Origin of the sequence: Micromonospora sp. NPDC047467, from assembly GCF_040643095.1 — a bacterium.
In the GTDB taxonomy this organism is placed as follows: Bacteria; Actinomycetota; Actinomycetes; order Mycobacteriales; family Micromonosporaceae; genus Micromonospora.
On record NZ_JBEYTO010000004.1, the window covers coordinates 361,733 to 381,186 of the forward strand.

General features: G+C 72.5%; 14 protein-coding genes and 1 pseudogene. 4 read left to right on the forward strand and 11 right to left on the reverse strand.

Translation table 11 applies throughout. From position 1 onward, the window contains the following. Positions 1 to 46: 46 nt before the first annotated feature. Positions 47 to 1,714, reverse strand: coding sequence for a hypothetical protein (locus ABZ780_RS14185; protein ID WP_357486215.1), 1,668 nt, complete (start codon positions 1,712 to 1,714; stop codon positions 47 to 49). A 54-nt stretch (positions 1,715 to 1,768) separates the two neighbouring features. Beyond that, positions 1,769 to 2,764 (reverse strand): lipoyl synthase, encoded by a 996-nt coding sequence (gene lipA, locus ABZ780_RS14190; RefSeq protein WP_357486216.1) that lies wholly within the window; start codon positions 2,762 to 2,764, stop codon positions 1,769 to 1,771. 440 nt (positions 2,765 to 3,204) lie between these two features. On the opposite strand from lipA, the pseudogene ABZ780_RS14195 reads away from it, so the two are divergent. Continuing rightward, positions 3,205 to 4,141: pseudogene (locus tag ABZ780_RS14195) on the forward strand (amino acid--tRNA ligase-related protein). Positions 4,142 to 4,179: 38 nt separating this feature from the next. On the opposite strand, the gene lipB reads toward ABZ780_RS14195, so the two are convergent. Further along, positions 4,180 to 4,821, reverse strand: coding sequence for a lipoyl(octanoyl) transferase LipB (gene lipB, locus ABZ780_RS14200; RefSeq protein WP_357486217.1), 642 nt, complete (start codon positions 4,819 to 4,821; stop codon positions 4,180 to 4,182). 75 nt (positions 4,822 to 4,896) lie between these two features. Beyond that, a complete protein-coding gene (locus tag ABZ780_RS14205) occupies positions 4,897 to 6,723 on the reverse strand; it encodes a DUF2079 domain-containing protein (RefSeq protein ID WP_357486219.1) in 1,827 nt (608 codons plus the stop codon). A gap of 236 nt (positions 6,724 to 6,959) precedes the next feature. Between ABZ780_RS14205 and ABZ780_RS14210 the strand changes: the two genes are divergently transcribed. Further along, the gene (locus tag ABZ780_RS14210; protein ID WP_357486220.1) at positions 6,960 to 8,216 is read left to right on the forward strand and encodes a PHB depolymerase family esterase; all 1,257 of its coding nucleotides are present in this window, start codon (positions 6,960 to 6,962) and stop codon (positions 8,214 to 8,216) included. A 105-nt stretch (positions 8,217 to 8,321) separates the two neighbouring features. Here ABZ780_RS14210 and ABZ780_RS14215 read toward each other — a convergent pair whose 3' ends face one another. The 4 genes from ABZ780_RS14215 to ABZ780_RS14230 all read right to left on the reverse strand — a co-directional run bounded on the left by ABZ780_RS14215 (position 8,322) and on the right by ABZ780_RS14230 (position 12,731). Next, positions 8,322 to 9,221 (reverse strand): TIGR01777 family oxidoreductase, encoded by a 900-nt coding sequence (locus ABZ780_RS14215; RefSeq protein WP_357486221.1) that lies wholly within the window; start codon positions 9,219 to 9,221, stop codon positions 8,322 to 8,324. A 146-nt stretch (positions 9,222 to 9,367) separates the two neighbouring features. Next, positions 9,368 to 10,366 carry an aldo/keto reductase gene (locus ABZ780_RS14220; RefSeq protein WP_357486223.1) on the reverse strand — a complete coding sequence of 333 codons (999 nt, stop codon included), beginning with the start codon at positions 10,364 to 10,366 and terminating at the stop codon, positions 9,368 to 9,370. 40 nt (positions 10,367 to 10,406) lie between these two features. Then, the gene (locus ABZ780_RS14225; protein WP_357486224.1) at positions 10,407 to 11,330 is read right to left on the reverse strand and encodes an LLM class flavin-dependent oxidoreductase; all 924 of its coding nucleotides are present in this window, start codon (positions 11,328 to 11,330) and stop codon (positions 10,407 to 10,409) included. Between the two features lie 63 nt (positions 11,331 to 11,393). Further along, complete coding sequence (locus tag ABZ780_RS14230; RefSeq protein WP_357486226.1) at positions 11,394 to 12,731, reverse strand: low temperature requirement protein A; 1,338 nt, start codon at positions 12,729 to 12,731, stop codon at positions 11,394 to 11,396. Positions 12,732 to 12,922: 191 nt separating this feature from the next. Here ABZ780_RS14230 and ABZ780_RS14235 point away from each other — a divergent pair, with 191 nt between their 5' ends. Then, positions 12,923 to 13,858, forward strand: a complete 936-nt coding sequence (locus ABZ780_RS14235) for an SDR family NAD(P)-dependent oxidoreductase (RefSeq protein ID WP_357486227.1) — start codon at positions 12,923 to 12,925, stop codon at positions 13,856 to 13,858. A 104-nt stretch (positions 13,859 to 13,962) separates the two neighbouring features. Here the strand turns inward: ABZ780_RS14235 and sucB are convergent, their stop codons facing one another. Beyond that, positions 13,963 to 15,774 carry a 2-oxoglutarate dehydrogenase, E2 component, dihydrolipoamide succinyltransferase gene (gene sucB / locus ABZ780_RS14240; protein ID WP_357010775.1) on the reverse strand — a complete coding sequence of 604 codons (1,812 nt, stop codon included), beginning with the start codon at positions 15,772 to 15,774 and terminating at the stop codon, positions 13,963 to 13,965. A gap of 64 nt (positions 15,775 to 15,838) precedes the next feature. After that, the gene (lpdA, locus tag ABZ780_RS14245) at positions 15,839 to 17,230 is read right to left on the reverse strand and encodes a dihydrolipoyl dehydrogenase (RefSeq protein ID WP_357486228.1); all 1,392 of its coding nucleotides are present in this window, start codon (positions 17,228 to 17,230) and stop codon (positions 15,839 to 15,841) included. A 179-nt stretch (positions 17,231 to 17,409) separates the two neighbouring features. Here lpdA and ABZ780_RS14250 point away from each other — a divergent pair, with 179 nt between their 5' ends. Then, positions 17,410 to 17,739: a hypothetical protein gene (locus ABZ780_RS14250; protein ID WP_357010778.1), complete on the forward strand. Its 330-nt coding sequence runs from the start codon at positions 17,410 to 17,412 to the stop codon at positions 17,737 to 17,739. A 54-nt stretch (positions 17,740 to 17,793) separates the two neighbouring features. Here ABZ780_RS14250 and ABZ780_RS14255 read toward each other — a convergent pair whose 3' ends face one another. After that, the gene (locus ABZ780_RS14255) at positions 17,794 to 19,368 is read right to left on the reverse strand and encodes a leucyl aminopeptidase (RefSeq protein WP_357010780.1); all 1,575 of its coding nucleotides are present in this window, start codon (positions 19,366 to 19,368) and stop codon (positions 17,794 to 17,796) included. Between the last annotated feature and the right edge of the window lie 86 nt (positions 19,369 to 19,454).

A 19,454-nucleotide genomic window follows, 5' to 3' on the forward strand; every position in this document is an offset into this window, starting at 1 on the left:
CGGGCGCGGGACATGCCGCCGACCAGCGCGGCGCGGCGGCGGGTCCTCAGGCGCGGGGCAGATAGATCCGCCAACCGTCGGTGGTGAGCACGTCCAGACTGCCGGGGGCCGCGCGGAGTTGCTCGTCGAGTCGGGCCGCCAGCGGCGACCCGGTCGGCGCCACCCAGGCCGGCACCGTCGCGCGTTCGACCTCCCGGCGGTACGCGGGGTAGCGGTCGAAGCCGGGACGCAGCGTGTCGTCGACGACGGCGCAGACCACGTCCTCCGCGCTGGCGAAGGTGAGCCGGTTGCAGGTCCAGTAGCCGGCCTGGACGTGTCGTACGCCGAGCTGACGCAGCGTGCTCACCAGCTCGGCGTGCCGGGCCTCGGCGGCCCGGGTCGCCGGGGCGGTCTGCGTGGCCCGCCAGGTGGCGTGTGCGGCGGTGCCCAGCGTGGCGACGAGCACGACCAGCGCGACCGGCCGGGCCACCGTCCACCCCAGACCACGACCACGGCGGGCGACAGGCGATCCCGCACCGAGCCGGGCTGTCGTCCCGCCCGCGCCGCGCCGGGCCGTCGTCCACACCGGCCAGAGCAGGGCTGGCAGCGATATGAGCAGGCAGGACAGGTAGCGCGAACTCTCCACCGGGGTGAGCCCGGAGGCGCTGCTCAGGGTGTACGCGGCGAGGGTCGCCGCCGCGGCCAGCACGAGGACCAACCGCATCGCGGCTGCCGCCCGGGGTGCCGGGTCGGCCGGAGCGTTCGACGGCCGGCGCAGCGCCCGCCAGGCCGTGGCGGCGGCGAGGGCCAGCAGCACCGGCAGCGCGAGCGCCCACCAAAGCTGCCACGAGGCGCACGAACCGGGATCGCAGAACCCCATGCCCAGTGGCGGCCCGAGCAGCAGCCCGCCGTGCAGCCGGTCGGCCCAGCCCGCGCTGGCGTCCGCGCCACCGGCGGCGAGCACCGCGTGCAGCGGGTTCCGGCCGGTGAGCAGACTGTGCGCCAGCAGCGGGGCGGCCCCCAGCACGGCGGCCGACCCGAGTAGCGCGCCGGCCCGCCCGCGCAGCTCCCGATGGCGGAAACCGACCAGCACCGCCCCGGTCGCCAGGACGTACGGCAGCACCAGCGGGTCGACCCAGAGCATCAGGCCGGACAGGAACCCCCAGGCCGCCCAGCGCGCGAGGCGTCGCTGCGGTCGGCCGGCGGCCAGGTCCACGGCGAGCAGGGCGAGCGCCACCCCGGCCACGTTCATCTCGGGGTAGCCGCCGCCGGCTATCAGTTGGTTCTTCACCACCCGGTCGGAGCCGAGAGCAAGCAGTGCCACCACCAGCAGCCCGAACCAGCGGTCCCCGGTCAGCCGCAGCGTCAACCGCCAGGCCAGCAGCAGGAACACCGCGTACAGCGCCAGGGTGGGCAGTCGCAGGCCGAGCAGGGACGGCCCGCCGGCCAGCGCGAAGATCGGCGCGGCGAGGTACGCCTCCAGGGTGCCCATGTACTGCTGGCCGTAGAACCAGACCGGGAAACCCTCGCCCCGGGCGATGTGCAACGCGGCCAACCCCATGGTGGCCTCGTCGCTGTTCGTCGGCGGTGTGGCGTGGGCCAGCAGCCAGAGCCGGTAACCGATCCCGGTGAGCAGGGTCAGGCCGGTGAGCCAGCCGACCAGCCCGAGGCGCGCAGCGCGCCGCGGACGCGGTCGACCCGCGTCGCGCGGCTGCTGGCGTACCCCGGCGGTCATCGCACGATCATGACACCCGGGTGCCGGACGGTCGTGCTCCGTGCTGCCGGCGGGTCAGCTGGCGGCGGCGACCGGGGTGGCGGCGCGGGCGTCGAGCGCCTGCCGGTAGAGCCGGCCGGCCCGGTACGACGAGCGCACCAGCGGCCCGCTCATCACCCCGGCGAAGCCGATCTCCTCGGCCTCCTCGCGCAGCTCCACGAACTCCTCCGGCTTGACCCAGCGGGTCACCGGGTGGTGCCGGGGGGAGGGGCGCAGGTACTGCGTGATGGTGATCAGCTCGCAGCCCGCCTCGTGCAGGTCGCGCAGGGCCTGGGACACCTCGGCCCGCTCCTCGCCCATGCCCAGGATGAGGTTGCTCTTGGTGACCAGACCGTCGGCACGGGCCTGCCGGATCACGTCCAGCGAGCGGTCGTAGCGGAACGCCGGCCGGATCCGCTTGAAGATGCGCGGCACGGTCTCCACGTTGTGCGCCAGCACCTCGGGGCGGGAGCCGAAGACCTCGGCCAGCTGCTCGGGGACGGCGTTGAAGTCCGGAATCAGCAGCTCGACGCCGCAGCCGGGCTGCAGCGCGTGGATCTGCCGGACGGTCTCGGCGTACAGCCAGGCGCCGCCGTCGGGCAGGTCGTCGCGGGCGACGCCGGTGATGGTGGCGTAGCGCAGCCCCATCGAGACCACCGACTCGGCGACCCGGCGCGGCTCGTCGGCGTCGAACTCGGCCGGCTTTCCGGTGTCGATCTGGCAGAAGTCGCAGCGCCGGGTGCACTGGTCGCCACCGATGAGGAAGGTGGCCTCGCGGTCTTCCCAGCACTCGTAGATGTTGGGGCAGCCGGCCTCCTGGCAGACGGTGTGCAGCCCTTCGCGCGAGACGAGCCCGCGCAGTTGGGTGTACTCCGGCCCCATCTTGGCCTTGACCTTGATCCATGGCGGTTTGCGCTCGATCGGCGTCTCGGCGTTGCGCGCCTCGATCCGCAGCAGTCGACGCCCCTCGGGGGCCGCCGTTGCGGTGCGGGCTGCCTGGCCGGTCGTCGGCGCGGAGTGCTCGATCGTCACGAAAACGAGCCTACGCCCGACGGCACCTGTCTATGCGCGCCAGGCGACCGCCGTCACGCCGTGAATGTTGTGACGCCCGACACCGGAGTGCCGAAAAATGGCGTCACACTCGGCGGGAGCGGGTGCTACGGTCGCCGCCAACAGCGACGACGGAGCCGAGTAGCGCCCCGACCCGCCAGTGCAGAGAGCCGCCGGTGCTGAGAGGCGGTCTGACGCCGGGGCGCGAAGACCCTCCCGAGCTGCGGGCAGAACGGCGGGAACGCCCAGTAGAGCCCGCCCGGCTGGCCCCGGTCACCAGGCGACGAACGAGGCTCCCGCCGCGGCGGGAGCGAAGGTGTGGTGGCACCGCGAGGTTCCCGCTCGCCCACACCTCCCTGGGGCCTGATACGAACTCGCCGCCCCGGTGGCGTGGTCGCGATCGACCGAGGAGCAGCCCGCCCGTGCAACGAACCCTGTCCCACCACCTGCCCGCCCATCTCGGCGTGACCGTGCGGATCGCCGGCTGGGTACACCGCCGACGGATGCTCAAGTCGGTGGCCTTCCTCATCGTGCGGGACGCCGCCGGCCTGGCCCAGGTGGTCGTCACCGACCCGGCTATCCGCGCCGAGCTGGAGAAACTCACCGAGGAGACGGTTGTCGAGGTCACCGCGACGGTGACCGCGAACGCCGCAGCGCCCGCCGGGGTCGAGCTGACCGATCCGACGGTACGTCCCCTCGGCCCGCCCGCCGTGCCACCGCCGTTCGACCTGTACCGGCCGACGCTCACCGCGAGCCTGCCCACCCAGCTCGACAACGCGCCGACCGCGCTGCGCCACCCGAGAAGGTCGGCCGCGCTGCGCGTCTCGGCGGCGGCGGTTGCGGGGTTCCGGGCCGCCCTCGACATCCGCGACTTCGTGGAGATCCACACGCCGAAGGTGGTCAGCTCCTGCACGGAGAGCGGCGCGAACGTGTTCACCCTGGACTGGTTCGGCCAATCCGCGTACCTACGAACGGGCACTGGGGGAGTGGGTCTGCCGCGAACACGCCTCGGACTTCCTCTTCGTCACCGGCTACCCGATGGCGAAGCGACCGTTCTACACCCACCCGGACCCGGCGCGGCCGGCGTACTCGAACGGTTTTGACCTGCTCTTTCGTGGTCTGGAGCTGGTCACCGGCGGGCAGCGGCTGCACCGGCACGCCGACTACCTGGCGGCGCTGGCGGCCCGCGGCGAGCCGGTCGGGCCGGTCGCCGAGTACCTGGACGCGTTCCGGCACGGCATGCCGCCGCACGGCGGCTTCGCCATCGGCCTGGAACGCTTCGTGGCCCGCCTGGTCGGCGCGGCCAACGTCCGGGAGGTCACCGCGTTCCCGCGCGACATGCACCGCCTGACGCCGTGAGCGTCGCGGCCCTCGGCGTCGTCGCCGGGGGCCGCCGCTCAGACCTCGACGAGGGTGGCGAGCCGACGCTCGACCACCGGCAGCACGTCGGCCACGGTGATCGGGCGGCCCAGCTCGGCGGTGAGCGAGGTGACGCCGGCGTCGCGGATGCCGCACGGCACGATCCGGTCGAAGAACGTCAGGTCGCAGTCGCAGTTGATCGAGAAGCCGTGCAGGGTGACACCCCGGGCCACCCGGATGCCGATGGCGGCCACCTTGCGGGCCGGCCCCCGGTCGTCCTCGGGCACCCAGACGCCACTGCGCCCCTCGACCCGGCCGGCGGCCAGCCCGAACTCGGCGCACACGTCGATGAGCAGTTGCTCGGTGCGGCGGACGTAGGCGACCACGTCCACCGGGTCGGGCAGCCGCAGGATCGGGTAGCCGACGAGCTGCCCCGGCCCGTGCCAGGTGATCTTGCCGCCGCGGTCCACGTCGACGACGGGCGTGCCGTCCATCGGTCGGTCCCAGGGTTCGGTGCGCTTGCCCGCGGTGTAGACGCTCGGGTGCTCCAGCAGCAGCACGGTGTCACCGCGCTCGCCAGCCACCACCGACTCGTGCAGGCGACGCTGCTCGTCCCAGGCGGCCCGGTAGTCGAGCAGGCCGGCGCGGACGGCCGTCAGGCCGGAGATCGTCGTTGTCACGCCCTTCAGCGTAGTCCCGCGCGCGGCGATGATCGCTGGTGAGCCGCCTCACGAGGTGCCCGGCTCGGCCCGGCGTCAGGCCGGCGGGATGCGCCAGACCCAGACGTCGTCGACCCGTTGCGGTTCGCCGAACAGCTCGGTGGCGGTACGCCGGACCGCCTCCTCGTCGACCTCGAACTTCGCGCCGTGCACCGCGTCCGGCAGGATCACCGCCTCGATCCGCCAGTGCCGCAGGTCGTCCGCCACGTCCCGCCTCGTGCCGTCGGTGATGATCGGCACCAGTCCGGTGCGGCCGGCCTGGTCCATCAGCGCGCTCAGCGGGCGGGGCACGGGCCCGATCCGGCCGCGCCCGTCCGGCCCGCCGGGTCCGAGGAAGAATCCGCCCGGGATCCTGAACTCACCCTGCCGGTGCGACAGCGCGTACGCCTGCCAGCGTTGGCCGTCCGGATAGATGTCCACCGCCAGCGGCACCGGGGTCAGCACCCCGCTGGGGGAGACGTACTCCCGCCAGGTGCCGGACGTGATGAACTGCGGGATCGGCTCCCGCTCGTCGGTCAGCAGCGGCGTGGGCAGCAGCGGCAGCAGGGCCACCACGAAACCGACCGACCAGGCCAGCTCCGCGGAGCGGTGCCGGGGCGGGGCGGCGCGCAGCTGGTCGAGGGTGTACGCCAGCAGCACCCCGATCACCGGTGCGACCACCAACGCCAGCCGGGCGGGCAGCGCGGCGTTCACCACCGGCAGTTGGCCGAGCAGGTCGAACGGCATCGGCAGGTCGGTCCGCCGTCCGTCGATCTTCGCGACCGGCCCGAACGAGAGCACCGTGAAGATCACCGCGACGACGCCCAGCGCCCAGAGGGTGGCCCGACGGCCGGAGTCGGCCCGCCGCCAGAGCGCGACGAAGCAGACCACGGTGAGCACCAGCAGGGGTATGCCGAAGAACGAGTTCTCCTCGGTCGGGTTCGGTGCCAGGGAGGTGCCCAACCCGACCTCGCCGGCCAGCGAGCGGCGCGGGAAGGCGGCGAACGCGGCGATGTCCTCAGAGTGGATCACCGGGTCGAAGCCGGTGCCGTGGAACCGCTGCGGCCCGGCGAAGTGCAGCCACAGCGGGTACGACAGCAGCACGCCGGCGACCACGGCGGTCACCCCGAGCCCTCGCAGGAAATTGGGCAGCGCGGCGCGTGCCTCGGCCCGGTTGGCCGGGTGCAACGCCCAGACGGCGACGAACACCCCGAGCGCGAGCGCGGTGAAGAAGAGCCCCTCGGCGGCGATCGAGAAGGCCACCGCGACGAGCACGCCGAGGATCACCCCGTCGCGGAGCCAGCGCCCGGACCGGCGCAACGCGAACACCCGCCAGATCAGCAGCGGCACCAGCCAGCCGGCGGTCCAGTTCAGGTGGGCGTTGGCGTGCGAGACCATGCCGGGGGAGTAGGCGATGAACAGGGCGCCGACCCCGGCGGCCAGCCGGCTGCGCACCAGGTGCCGGGAGAGCAGCCAGTACCAGGCCAGCGCGGTGGCGAGCAGGTTCAGGGTGAGGATCACCAGGAACGTCGCCGGCGGCCCGATCAGGTACGTGAGTGGGGCGAAGACCACCGCGTACACCGTGATCGAGGTGTTGACCGCGAGGTTCACGCCGTCCGGAACGTTGATCAGGTTCGTGAAGAGCGGGTTGTCCCCGTGGGTGACCGCGTGCCCGCCGAAGGCCAGCAACCACTCGAAGAGCGCCTGGTCGCTGGAGTTGACGGTGATGGCGCGCCCGTTCGGGTCCCGCCACAGACCACTGGTCACCCAGACGGCGAGCGCGAGCGCCACCAGCACGACGAGCAGGTCGGCCCGGCGGTCCCGGACGGCGCGCGGCGGTGACGTGGGTGCGGGGCCGGTGGCCAGCGACGGGGAGGACGGCACGCAGCGGACGTTACCAACCGGACCTGGACGGGCCGGTCATACGTGCAAGGAGGGGACCGGTGTTATCGCCTGAGGTAGGGGAGGGCGCCCCTCTCGCCACGTCGACGGTGTGGCGTACACAGCGGTGGTGGTGAATGTGTGCGTGCGCCCCATGTCATGGCGGCGACACATCGTCGTAACGTCTCGGCAATTCGACCGTGACCCAGTTCACAGTCTGCCCCTCTCAGGAGGCCGCCGTGCGCCGCTCCTCGTCCCCCCTCACCCGGCTGCTCGGTGCGGTCGCCGGGCTCGTCCTCGCCGCAGCCGGCGCGGTCGCCGTCGCCGCACCCGCCCAGGCCGCCACCCTCACCCAGGTCGCCAGCTTCGGCTCCAACCCCGGCAACCTCGCCATGTACGCCTACCGGCCGGACAACCTGCCGGCCAACGCCCCGGCCGTGGTGCTGCTGCACGGATGCGTCCAGAACGCCTCCGGCTACTTCGCCAACTCCGGCTGGCAGAAGTATGCCGACCAGTGGAAGTTCACCCTGATCGTCGCCCAGCAGCCCGCCGGCAACAACGCCAACTCCTGCTTCAACTTCTTCGAGTTGGGGGACACCGCCCGGGGCCAGGGCGAGGCGCTGTCGATCAAGCAGATGGTCGACCACGCCAAGGCGAACTTCGGGGTCAACTCCTCCCGGGTCTACGTCAGTGGTCTCTCCGCCGGCGGGGCGATGAGCGCGGTCATGCTCGCCACCTACCCGGACGTCTTCGCCGCCGGCTCGATCATCGCCGGCATCCCGTACCGCTGCGCCACCGGCATGGTCAACGCGTTCAGCTGCATGAACCCTGGCGCGGACAAGACTCCGGCCGCCTGGGGCGACCTGGTCCGTGGCGCGTACCCCGGCTACACCGGCCCGCGACCCCGGGTGGCCATCTGGCACGGCACCTCGGACACCACTGTCACCCCGCTCAACGGCACCGAGTCCCGGGACCAGTGGACCAACGTGCGGGGGGTCTCACAGACCCCGACCAGCACCTCGTCGCTGCCCGCCAACACCAGCCTGGAGGTGTACGGCAACGACGACGTGCGGCTCTACCGCGTCTCCGGGATGGGCCACGGCACGCCCGTCGACCCGGGTTCCGGGGCTGACCAGTGCGGCACCGCTGCCGCCTACTTCCTGGACACCATCTGCTCGACGTACCGCGATGCGCTCTTCTTCGGCCTGAACGGCGGCACCACCCCGACCCCGACCCCGACCCCGACCCCGACCCCGACGGCCACGCCCACGGCCAGCCCCAGGCCGACCGCCAGCCCCACGCCGACCCCGACCCCGACCGCACCGCCGACCTGCGTAACGGCCAGCAACTACGCGCACGTGGTGGCCGGCCGGGCGTACCAGTCAGGCGGCTACGCCTACGCGAACGGCTCCAACCAGCGAATGGGCCTCTACAACACCTTCTACACCACCACCCTCAAACAAACCGCCCCCAACCATTGGGTAATCGGCTGCTAAACCCCACCCCACCCCCACCGTTGATCATGAAGTTATTGCCGGCGACACGCGAGGCGATGGGCAATAACTTCATGATCAACGGTGGGAGGGCGGGGGTCGGTGGGGTTAGGGGGTTAGGGCGGCGGTTAGGGCTGTGGGCAGGGTTGGGTGGTGGTAGTTGTAGCCGGCGCGGGTTAGGACGCCGGGCAGGACCCTCGTGCTGGTGAGGGCCTCGTGGGAGAAGCCGCCGAGCGCCACCTTGAGCGCCAGCGCGGGGATCGGGATGATCGCCGGCCGGTGCAGTTGGCGGGCCAGTTCCCGGGTGAACTCGGCGTTGGTCACCGGGTTCGGCCCCACCACGTTCACCGGGCCGGCGATCTCGTCGTGGGCCAGCAGGAAGACTGTCGCGTCCAGCCAGTCGACCATGGAGATCCACGGTAGCCACTGCCGGCCGCTGCCCAGCCGGCCGGCGATGCCCAGCCGGAACGGCAGCAGCTGTGGCTTGAGCAGCCCACCGTCACGGTGCAGTGGCAGGCCGATCCGCAGCCGCACCACGCGTACCCCGGCGTCCTCGGCCGGCCGGGTCGCGGCCTCCCACACCCGGCAGACGTCGGCCAGGAAGCCCTCGCCGGCCGGCGCGTCCTCCTCGACCACCCGGTCGCCGGTGTTGCCGTACCAGCCGACGGCCGACGAGTTGAGCAGCGCCCGGGGACGGTCGGCGGCGGGCAGGCCAGCGATCGTGGTCGCCAGCGTGCCGCTGGTGTCCACCCGGCTCGTGCGGATCAGCCGCCGGTAGTCGTCGTTCCAGCGCTTGTCGGCGACGCCCGCGCCGGCCAGGTTGACCACCGCGTCCGACTCGGCGACCACGGCCGGGTCGAGTTGCCCGGCGGCTGGGTCCCACCGTCGCTCCTGCGGATCGCGCGGCGGCCGACGCACCAGCCGGGTGATCTGATGCCCGTCGGCCGCGAGTCGGTCAGCCAACCGGGTGCCGAGGAAGCCGGACGCGCCGGCCAGAAGGATCCGCATGCCCCCATCCTTGCCCAGAACGCCGTCCACGGACGCGCCCCGCCCCCACCCCTCGCCGATCTTGCACTTCGTGTCGCCGTTCTGCCCAGGCAAGTCCGTTCTGTCGGGGCAGCAAGTGCAAGATCGACGAAGGTGGGTGGAGCGCGTCAGGCCGCAGGGGTTGGGCGTAGGTCTGCTAGCAGTTTCTCCACCTCGGCGTACGCGTCGGGGCTCAGCGGGCCGAGCGCCAGGGTGGCCAGGTTCTCCTCCGCCTGGGCCACCGTGCGCAGGCCGGGGATCGGCACCGTGCGCGGGCTGCGCGCCGGCAGCCAGCCGAGCGCGCCCTGGGCCAGGGTGCGCCCGTCGGCGGTGAGCGCCGCCCGGACCTGCTCGACCCGGGCCGCCCAGCGGGGCGTGGGTCGGCCGTCGGTGAACCACCGCAACCACTCGGGTGCCCTACCGCGTACGTCGTCCGCGCCGACCGCCCGGGTCGAGCCGGTGAGCAGCCCCATCGCCAGCGGCCCCCGGTTGAGGCTGGCCAGGTCGTATTCGTCGCAGACCGCCAGCACCGCCGCGTTGTCGCTCAGCACCGACTCGTCGTGCTGGACGGCGACGCAGTGCGGGCCGGCAGCCGCGAACGCCTCCGCCGAGGCCGGGTTGTCGGTGCTCCAGCCGTACCCCCGGATCTTGCCCTGGTCGACCAGGGCCTCCAGGGTGCCGACCAGGTCGAGCGCGGCGGGCATCGGCAGGTCGTTGAGGTGCAGTTGGTAGAGGTCCACGTGGTCGGTGCCGAGCCGGCGCAGCGAGTCCTCCAGGCTGCGCACGGCGAACGCCGGGCTGGCGTCGGTGCCGAGCGCCCGCCGGGTGGCCTCGTCGCTGACGTTGCCGAATTTGGTGGCGATGACCACATCGTCGCGGCGACCGGCCAGGGCCCGACCGAGGACCAGCTCACTGTGCCCGGCGCCGTAGTTGCTGGCCGTGTCGAACAGCGTCACCCCCAGGTCCAGCGCCCGGTGGATGGTGCGGATCGACTCGTCGTCGTCCACCTCACCCCACCCGAACGGCTGCCCGTCGTCACCCCAGAGCGGGCCGCCGATCGCCCAGCAACCCATCCCGATCGCGCTCACCTCGATGCCGCCGCGTCCCAGGGTCCGTGTCGTCGTCATGCGCCAAGCCTCCAACCTGGAGTGCACTCCATGTCAAGGGTCAGCCGATGGCAGCCAGCCGGGGCAGCAGCGGGGTCAGCGGATCGAGCGCGTCGGCCCGTACCACGTAGCGGGTGACGCCGCACCGCCGCCGGTGTTCCGCCACCGCCGCGACGATCTCGTCCGGGCTGCCGATCAGCACGAACGGGCTGGCCAGCAGCTCGTCGACCCGCAGGCCGGTCTCCTCGGCCATCTGCTCCGCGGCGGCCCGCGCGCCGTCGCCCACGGCCACCCGCTGCACCAACGCCTCCAACGCCGGTGGCTCGGCCCGGCCGGCCGCGCCGGCCGCGACCGCGGCCAATTGCGCGTCGAGCTGCGCGGCCCGCCAGCGCACGCCGTGGCTGTGGCCGTCGGCGAGGGTACGGCCGAAGCCGGTCAGTCCGACCACGTCGGCGTACGCCCCGGCCCAGCGCAGCAGCTCGGTGTTGGCCGTGCCGACGGTCAGCGGGATGTGGGGCCGCACCGGGTGGGGCCGGTCCAGCCGGGCGGCACGCATCACCAGGTCGGCGGAGTCGACGGTGACCTCGTTGCCGGCCAGCAGCGCGCGTACCGCCTCGGTCACCGCGATGCAGCGGCGTACCCGGCCGGCGACGTCGGGGCGCTCCCGTCCGACGGCCCGCCACTCGGCCGGGGTGTGACCGGCTCCGATGCCGAGCCGGGCCCGGCCGCCGGAGACCAGGTCGAGGGTGGCCACGTCGGTGGCGAGCAGGGCCGGTTCGCGGACGCCGGCGTTGGAGACGTACGAGCCGAGCCCGAGGGTCGAGGTGACCGACGCGGCGGCGGCCAGCGCGACGAACGGCGCGGGCACCCCGCCCGGATGGTCGCCGACCAGCAGCGCGTCGTAGCCGGCGGACTCGGCCCGGCGGGCCAGCTCGCACCAGCTGGCGGCATCGGACGGGCTCGCCTGCACCGAGAAGGTGATCACGCGCCCAGCGTGCCCGCCACCGGAGAGGGACGGCCAGCGATTCTGCCACGGGCAGATGCCCTGTCAGGGGGTGGTGGGGTCGTCCGGCTCGTGGACGTCGTGCCAGCGGGCCCGCCAGGCGGCATCGCTGGCCTCGTGGGTGGTCCGCTCCTGGAAGACGGCCGCCCGCAGCGCGTGCCGGGAACTCGACATCACCAGCACCTCGACGGCCACCAGGCCGACGCAGATCACGGTGGCGAGGGCGAGCGCGCCCAGCGCCGGCAGGTACTGGCCGAGCGGCAGGGCCACCGCCAACGCCACGATCACGCCGACGCGGGTCCAGGTGACGGTGTGCAGGGTGCGGAGCTGGAACAGCATGTTGACGGCGAAGTAGCAGATCAACCCACCGAAGAGCATCGGCACGGCGGGTCCATGGATCTGTTGGGCGGGCCCGCCGGCCGGGTCGGTGACCTGGTGCAGGATCTCCTCGCTGCCGATGGAGAAGAGGATGATCCCGGCGATCATCGGCAGGTAGAGGTACGCGTACGCGTCCCGGGCCATCGCCACCCGGGGGCTGCCCTCGGCCGCGTGCAGGGCGATCCGGGCGGCCGGCCCGATGAAGTCGAAGTGCGCCCACCACAGGGCGGCGGTGAGCACGATGCCGAGCGTCGCGGCCGTCACCGCCGGCCAGGTGACCGGCTGGCCGAGCAGGTTGCCGCCCACGCCCGTGGAGATCACCGACTCGCCCAGAGCGATGATCAGGATGAGGTCGTACCGCTCGGTCCAGTGTTCGGCGCTTGTCACACCCCAGCCCCAGGTGCCCACGATGAAGCCGGTGGCGTACTGGAACAGCACCACGGTGATCCACAGCCCGTCCCGAACCAGCGCGGCCCGGTCGGTGTCGGCGATCTGCGGGGGGATCAGCGCGGCGGCCAGCAACAGCACGATGCTCGCCACCAGCTCCGGGGCGAAGCGGCGCAGCTGGCGGCGCTCCTGCGGGCTGTCCCGCACCACATGTTGATACAAGATCATGTGGACGCCCCGGACCACGACGTAGCTGACGGCCACCAGCATCGGGCCGGCGGCACCTCCCCTCGGGTCGCTGAACGCCTGCGGCAGCCCCAGCGCGAACGAGAACAGGGCGGCCATCGCGACCACCATCAGCACCGGCACGTAGCCCTCGCCGAGCCGGACCCGGGTGGCGACGAGGCTGTGCACCACCCAGCACCACCAGAGCACGGCGAGCACCAGGCCGGCGTGCAGCAGCTGCCGGCCGGAGATGTTCGCGGCGGTGGCCCGGGTGATGATGAAGAACGAGAAGACGAAGACCAGGTCGAAGAAGACCTCGAACTTGTCCACCCGGGCGCCGGGGGCGATCGGGACAGCAGGCCCCAGATGCCCACGTCGTCGGAAGCCGCCCACAAACCCACTCTGGCAGCGTCCGGCCTGGTCGGAGGCCGAACGGGTCAGCCGGCAGCCGGCGCCGGCGCCGCGCGTTCCGGCGCGACGGCGTCGAGCGTTACCTCCGGCCCGGGGCGGGAAAACGCCTGGACCGCGGCCTCCAGCAGCCGCTCGTGGTTGCGACGGCCGCCCCACCCGGACAAGGATGGACAATGACGACGAGCAACCCGATCACCACCCCTTTCACCCATGAATCCACCGCGATGGACGTGATCCAGGGCGTGGACCTCGGCGGGCGGCGGGCCATCGTCACCGGCGGGTCGTCCGGCATCGGCGTGGAGACCGCCCGTGCCCTGGCCAGCGTCGGCGCCCAGGTCACGCTGGCCGTGCGCAACACCGACGCCGGGCAGCGCGCCGCCGACGACATCACCGCCACCACGGGCAACGACCAGGTCCTGGTCGCTCCGCTCGACCTCGCCGACCAGGGTTCGATCGCCGACTTCGTGGCCAACTGGGACGGCCCGCTGCGCATCCTGGTCGACAACGCCGGCATCATGGCCGCACCGGAGACGCGTACCCCGCAGGGCTGGGAGATGCAGTTCGCCACCAACCACCTGGGGCACTTCGCGCTCGCCACCGGGCTGCGACCTGCCCTCTCCGCGGCGGACGGGGCCCGGATCGTCTCGGTCAGCTCCGCCGCCCACCTGCGCTCCCCGGTGGTCTTCGACGACATCCAGTACGAGCGCCGGCCGTACGAGCCGTGGGAGGCGTACGGGCAGTCCAAGACGGCCAACGTGCTCTTCGCGGTGGAGGTGAGCCGCCGCTGGGCCGACGACGGCATCCTGGCCAACTCGCTGATGCCCGGCGCGATCCAGACCAACCTCCAGCGGTACGTCACCGAGGAGGAGCTGAACCGGATGCGCGCCGGCAACGCGGCGGCCTGGAAGACCGTCGAACAGGGTGCCGCCACCTCGGTGCTGGTCGCCACCTCGCCGCTGCTCGACGGGGTCGGTGGGCGCTACTTCGAGGACTGCCAGGAGGCCGGCCTGGCCCAGCCTGGTGAGCGGCGCGGCGTCGCCGGGTACGCGCTGGACCCGGAGGCCGCCGAGCGGCTCTGGCAGGCGTCGACGGCCCTCCTGAAGGGCTGAGAGCCCGACCGCGGGCTCCGGCCGGTGCGAGCGGCCCGGACACCAGCCGAACGAAGAGGCGCCCCGGTCAACGACCGGGGCGCCTCTCGGCGTTGCTACGGAGATCAGGCCAGGCCCAGCTCCGACTCGAAGTTGCCGGCCTCCAGCCGCTCCTTGACCGCCGCCAGGAAACGGGCCGCGTCGGCGCCGTCGATCAGCCGGTGGTCGTAGGACATGGCCAGGTAGACCATCGACCGGACCGCGATGACCTCACCCAGGTCCGGGTCGTTGACCACGACCGGCCGCTTCACCACGGCACCCGTGCCGAGCATCGCCGACTGCGGCGACGGCACGATCGGGGTGTCGAAGAGCGCGCCCCGGCTGCCCGTGTTGGTCAGCGTGAAGGTCGCCCCGGCGATCTCGTCCGGGCTGATCTTGTTGGTCCGGGTGCGCTCGGCCAGGTCGGCGACCCGCTTGGCGATGCCGCCCAGGTTGAGGTCGCCCGCGTTGTGGATGACCGGCGTCAACAGCCCACGCTCGGTGTCCACGGCGATGCCGAGGTGCTCGGCCTCCGGGTAGGTGATCGTCCCGCCCTCAAGATCCATGCGGGCGTTGACGATCGGGTACGTCTGCAGCGCCTCGATCGCCGCGAGCGCGAAGAACGGCAGGAAGGACAGCTTCACGCCGTGCCGCTGGACGAAGGAGTCCTTCGCCTGCGCCCGCAGCTTGGCGATCCGGGTGACGTCCACCTCGACGACCGTGGTGAGCTGCGCCATCTCGTGCAGCGACTCGTGCAGCCGCGTGGCGATGGCCTTGCGGATGCGCGGCAGCTTCTCGGTGGTGCCCCGCTTACCGCTGGGCTGCGGCTTCGCGGCCGGCTTGGCCGGAGCCGCCGACGGCGCGGCGGTCGGCTGCGCGGCAGCGGGAGCGGCCTTGGCCTTCTCGGCCGCGTCGAGGACGTCCTGCTTGCGGATCCGGCCACCCACGCCGGTGCCGTTGAGCGAGGCCAGGTCGACACCGTGCTCGCTGGCCAGCTTGCGCACCAGCGGGGTGACGTACCCGGCGGCCTCCTCGCCGCCACCCTGCGCCGGGCGCTGCGGTGCGGCGGTCGGCGCGGATGGCTGCGCGGCCTGCTCGGTCTTCGCCGGCTCCGGGGAGGTCTCCGCCTCCGCGGCCGGCTCGTTGTACGACGTGCCCGGGGTCGGCTCCTCGACCTTCGGCTCCGGCTTCGGCTCAGCCTTCGGCGCGGCCTGCGCCTTCGGCTCGGGCTTCGCCTGGGCGGGGGCCCCGCCGGCGGCACCGATGATCACCAGCTCGGCGCCGACGCCGGCGGTCTCGTCCTCGGCGACCTTGATCTCCAGAACGGTGCCGGCGACCGGCGACGGGATCTCGGTGTCCACCTTGTCGGTGGAGACCTCCAGCAGCGGCTCGTCCACCTCGACGGTGTCGCCGACCTGCTTGAGCCAGCGCGTGACCGTACCCTCGGTGACGCTCTCGCCCAGGGCCGGCATCTTCACCGCGGTGCCCTCGCCAGACGGCGCGGCGGCCGCAGCCGGCGCCTCGTCCTGGGCCGGGGCCTCGTCCTGCGCGACCTGGTCGGCGGTGCCCTCGGCGGCGGCCGTCGGCTCGGTGGCCGGCTCGACCGCCTCGGCCGGTGCCTGCTCCTGCGGGGCGGCCTCGCCGCCGCCGGTCGACTCGCCCTCACCGGCGATGACGGCGAGTTCGCTGCCGACCTCGGCGGTCTCGTCCTCGCCGACCACGATCCGGCTCAGCACGCCCGCCGCGGGCGACGGGATCTCGGTGTCGACCTTGTCGGTGGAGACCTCGAGCAGGGGCTCGTCGACCTCGACCGTGTCGCCCTCCTGCTTGAGCCAGCGAGTGACGGTGCCCTCGGTGACGCTCTCGCCGAGCCGGGGCATGGTGACCGATACCGGCATTTTCTGAGACTCCTTCATTCCCCTGGTGGGATCTTCGCCCGTCGCCGGACGCCGCGGTTGATTGTCAGGCGTGCGCGTGCAGCGGCTTGCCGGCGAGGGCCAGGTGCGCCTCGCCCAGGGCCTCGTTCTGGGTCGGGTGGGCGTGCACGAGCTGGGCGACCTCGGCCGGGTAGGCCTCCCAGTTGTAGATGAGCTGAGCCTCACCGATCAGCTCACCGACCCGGGCGCCGATCATGTGCACGCCGACCACCGGGCCGTCCTCCACCCGGACCAGCTTCACGAAGCCGGTGGTCTTGAGGATCTGGCTCTTGCCGTTGCCACCCAGGTTGTAGTTGTACGTCTTGACCTTGTCGGCGCCGTACTGCTCCTTGGCCTTCGCCTCGGTCAGGCCCACCGACGCCAGCTCCGGGTCGCAGTAGGTGACGCGCGGGATGCCGACCTCGTCGATCACGGCCGGGGTCTGCCCGGCGATCTCCTCGGCCACGAAGATGCCCTGCTGGAAGCCCCGGTGCGCGAGCTGGAGGCCGGGCACGATGTCGCCGACCGCGTAGACGTTCGGCACGCTGGTGCGCAGCCGCTCGTCGGTCAGCACGTAGCCGCGGTCCATCTTGACGCCCTGCTCCTCGTACCCGAGGTTGGCGGTGTTGGGGCCGCGACCGACGGCGACCAGCAGCAGCTCGGCCTCGACGGTCTCGCCGCCCTGGATGGTGAGCTTGACGCCCTTCTCGGTCTTCTCGACCTTCTCGAAGGGCTTGCCGACCTTGAAGTTGATCTTCCGCTTGCGGAACGCCCGCTCCAGCGCCTTCGACGACTCCTCGTCCTCGGCGGCCACCAGCCGGGGCAGCGCCTCGACGATCGTGACGTCCACACCGAAGGACTTCCACACGCTGGCGAACTCGACGCCGATGACGCCGCCACCCAGCACGATCACCGACGACGGCACGCGGTCCATGGTGAGCGCGTGGTCGCTGGTGATGATCCGCTCACCGTCGACCTCCAGGCCGGGCAGGCTCTTCGCGTACGAGCCGGAGGCCAGCACGATGTTGCGGCCGGTGTAGCGCTTGCCGTCCACCTCGACCACGTTCTTGCCGACCAGCTTGCCAGCGCCCGCCACGAAGGTGATGTTCTTCGAGCCGCCCACCAGGCCCTGCAGGCCCTTGTACAGGCGGGCGATCACGCCGTCCTTGTACGCGTTGACGCCGGCCATGTCGATGCCGATCAGTTCGGCCTTCACACCGAACTGCTCCGACTCGCGGGCCTGGTCGGCGATCTCCGCCGCGTGCAGCAGGGCCTTGGTCGGGATGCAGCCGTTGTGCAGGCAGGTCCCGCCGAGCTTGCCCTTTTCGACCAGCGCGACCTTCAGGCCCAGCTGGACGGCGCGCAGCGCGGTCGCGTAACCGCCGCTGCCACCTCCGAGAATGACGATGTCGAAGGTCGCTTCGTTCGGCTCGCTCACGTCCAACTCCCAGGTCGCGTCGCTGCATCGGGGGTCACGGGGTTGTAACACGGACACACCCCACCTCGGTCATCTTGTCACCACTGGGCACAGGGCGCGTACCGAGGTGCCCAACGACACGTCATCGACACGTACCCTTGGCACCGTTGTCGACAACGGGGCATTGGGGGAGATGATCGGTGGGGTTGTTCCGACGCCGCAAGCAGGAGCGTGTGCCGAGCCACGACCGCGCGGCCGATCGTGGCGATCTGGAGCACCTCGAAACCTTCATCCGCAGCCGGCGTGGCGTCGAGGCGTTCATCGAGCCGCGGACGACGGTCACCGAGACCACTGTCATCCTGATCGCCGACGACGGTGAGTGGACCCGCCGGCGCATCGACGGCCCGGACGGCGCGCGGCGCTTCGCGTACCGGATGGGCATCCCGGTGTACGACGTCCGGCTGATGGGCTACCCGCAGCGGATGCGTGACTTCAACGAGCGTCGCAAGCGCCGCCCCGAGCGGTACTGAGAACGCGAACCGGGGCGCCCCCACGTGGGGACGCCCCGGAAACCCGCGCGACGGTCAGCCGTTGGCGGCGACGTCCTCCACCAGCTGCACCAGGGTGCGGACGGGGACACCCGTGCCGCCCTTGGTCCAGTAGCCGGTCGGCTCACCCGAGTGGTAACCCGGCCCGGCGATGTCGATGTGCGCCCAGGCCACGCCGTCGGCCACGAACTCCCGCAGGAACACGCCGCCCTGCAACATGTGCCCGGCGCGGTCCATCCCGGCGTTGACCTGCGAGATGTCCGCCACCTCGGACTCCATGCCCTTGCGCACGTCGTCCGGCAGCGGCATCGGCCAGGCCGGCTCGCCGACGGCGTCGCCGACCGTCCGGACCCGCTCACACAACTCCGGGGTGCCCATCACGCCGGCCATCTTCTTGCCGAGCGCGATCACCTGGCCGCCGGTCAGCGTGGACGTCTCGAACAGGTAGTCCGTGCCGTCCTCGCAGGCGCGGGCGATGGCGTCGGCCAGGACCATCCGGCCCTCGGCGTCGGTGTTGAGCACCTCCACCTTCTTGCCGTTGTACATGCTGATCACGTCGCCCGGCCGGTAGCTGCTGCCCGAGGGCATGTTCTCCGCCATCGGCAGGTAGGCGCTGACCGCCACCGCCGGCTTGAGCGCGGCGATCGCCAGCATGGCGGCACCCACCGCGGCGGCGCCCGCCATGTCGGACTTCATCTCCCACATGCCCTGCGCGGGCTTGATCGAGATGCCACCGGTGTCGAAGGTGATGCCCTTGCCGACCAGCGCGACCCGCTTGCCGTTGCCGCCGCCCTGCGGGGTGTAGGTGAGCTTCACCAGCCGCGGCGGAGCCTCCGAACCCTGCCCGACCGCGACGATGCCGCCGTACCCGCCAGCGACCAGCGCCGCCTCGTCGAGCACCTCGACGTCGAGGCCCGCGTCACGGGCGGCACCGGCTACGGCGTCGGCGAACGACGGCGGACGCAGCTCGTTCGGGGCGGTGTTCACCCAGTCCCGGCTGAGTCGAACCGCGCCGGCCACCGCCTGCGCCCGGGTGATCTCCGCCTGGGCGCCCGCGTCGGCGGCGTCCGGCACGCTGATCAGCGCCTCGGCCACCGGCTCCCGCCGGGTCGGCTGCGGCCGGGTCTTGTAACCGGCGAACCGGTACCCGCCGAGCAGCGCTCCCTCAGCGACCGCGCGCAGCGCGGCCGGAGCGTCGGCGTCGTCCGGCAGCGGCATGGCCAGCGCCACCTTCGACGCGCCCGCCACGGCCCGGATCGCCGAGCCGGCCGCGCGGCGCAGCGCCTCCGGCGCCGGGGCGGCGCCCGACGGCTCCGGACCCAGCCCGACGGCGGCGACCAGCGGGGCGGTGACCGTCCCGAGCGTGGCCAGCTTGATCACTTCGCCCGGGGCGCCGGTCGCGCCGAGCAGCGCCAGCGTCTCGGTCAGCTTGCCGTCGAACGCGGCGGCGATGCTCTCCGCGCCGCTGGCGAGCAGCAGGGTGCCGGCGAGGCCGCTGGTGGCGCCCTGCTCTCCGGTCTGGCTGTGCACGCCGATCACGATCGCGTCGACGGCGAGCTCCGCCGGGTCGGTGTCGACCAGGCTCAGGATGGTGGTGCGGGGGGATGTCACTGAAGCTACTCCGGGCGGGCCGGGCCGGTCGCGGCGTCGCGTACCGGCGGTGAAGGTCTCCGACGGAACCTACCCGCCGGACATCA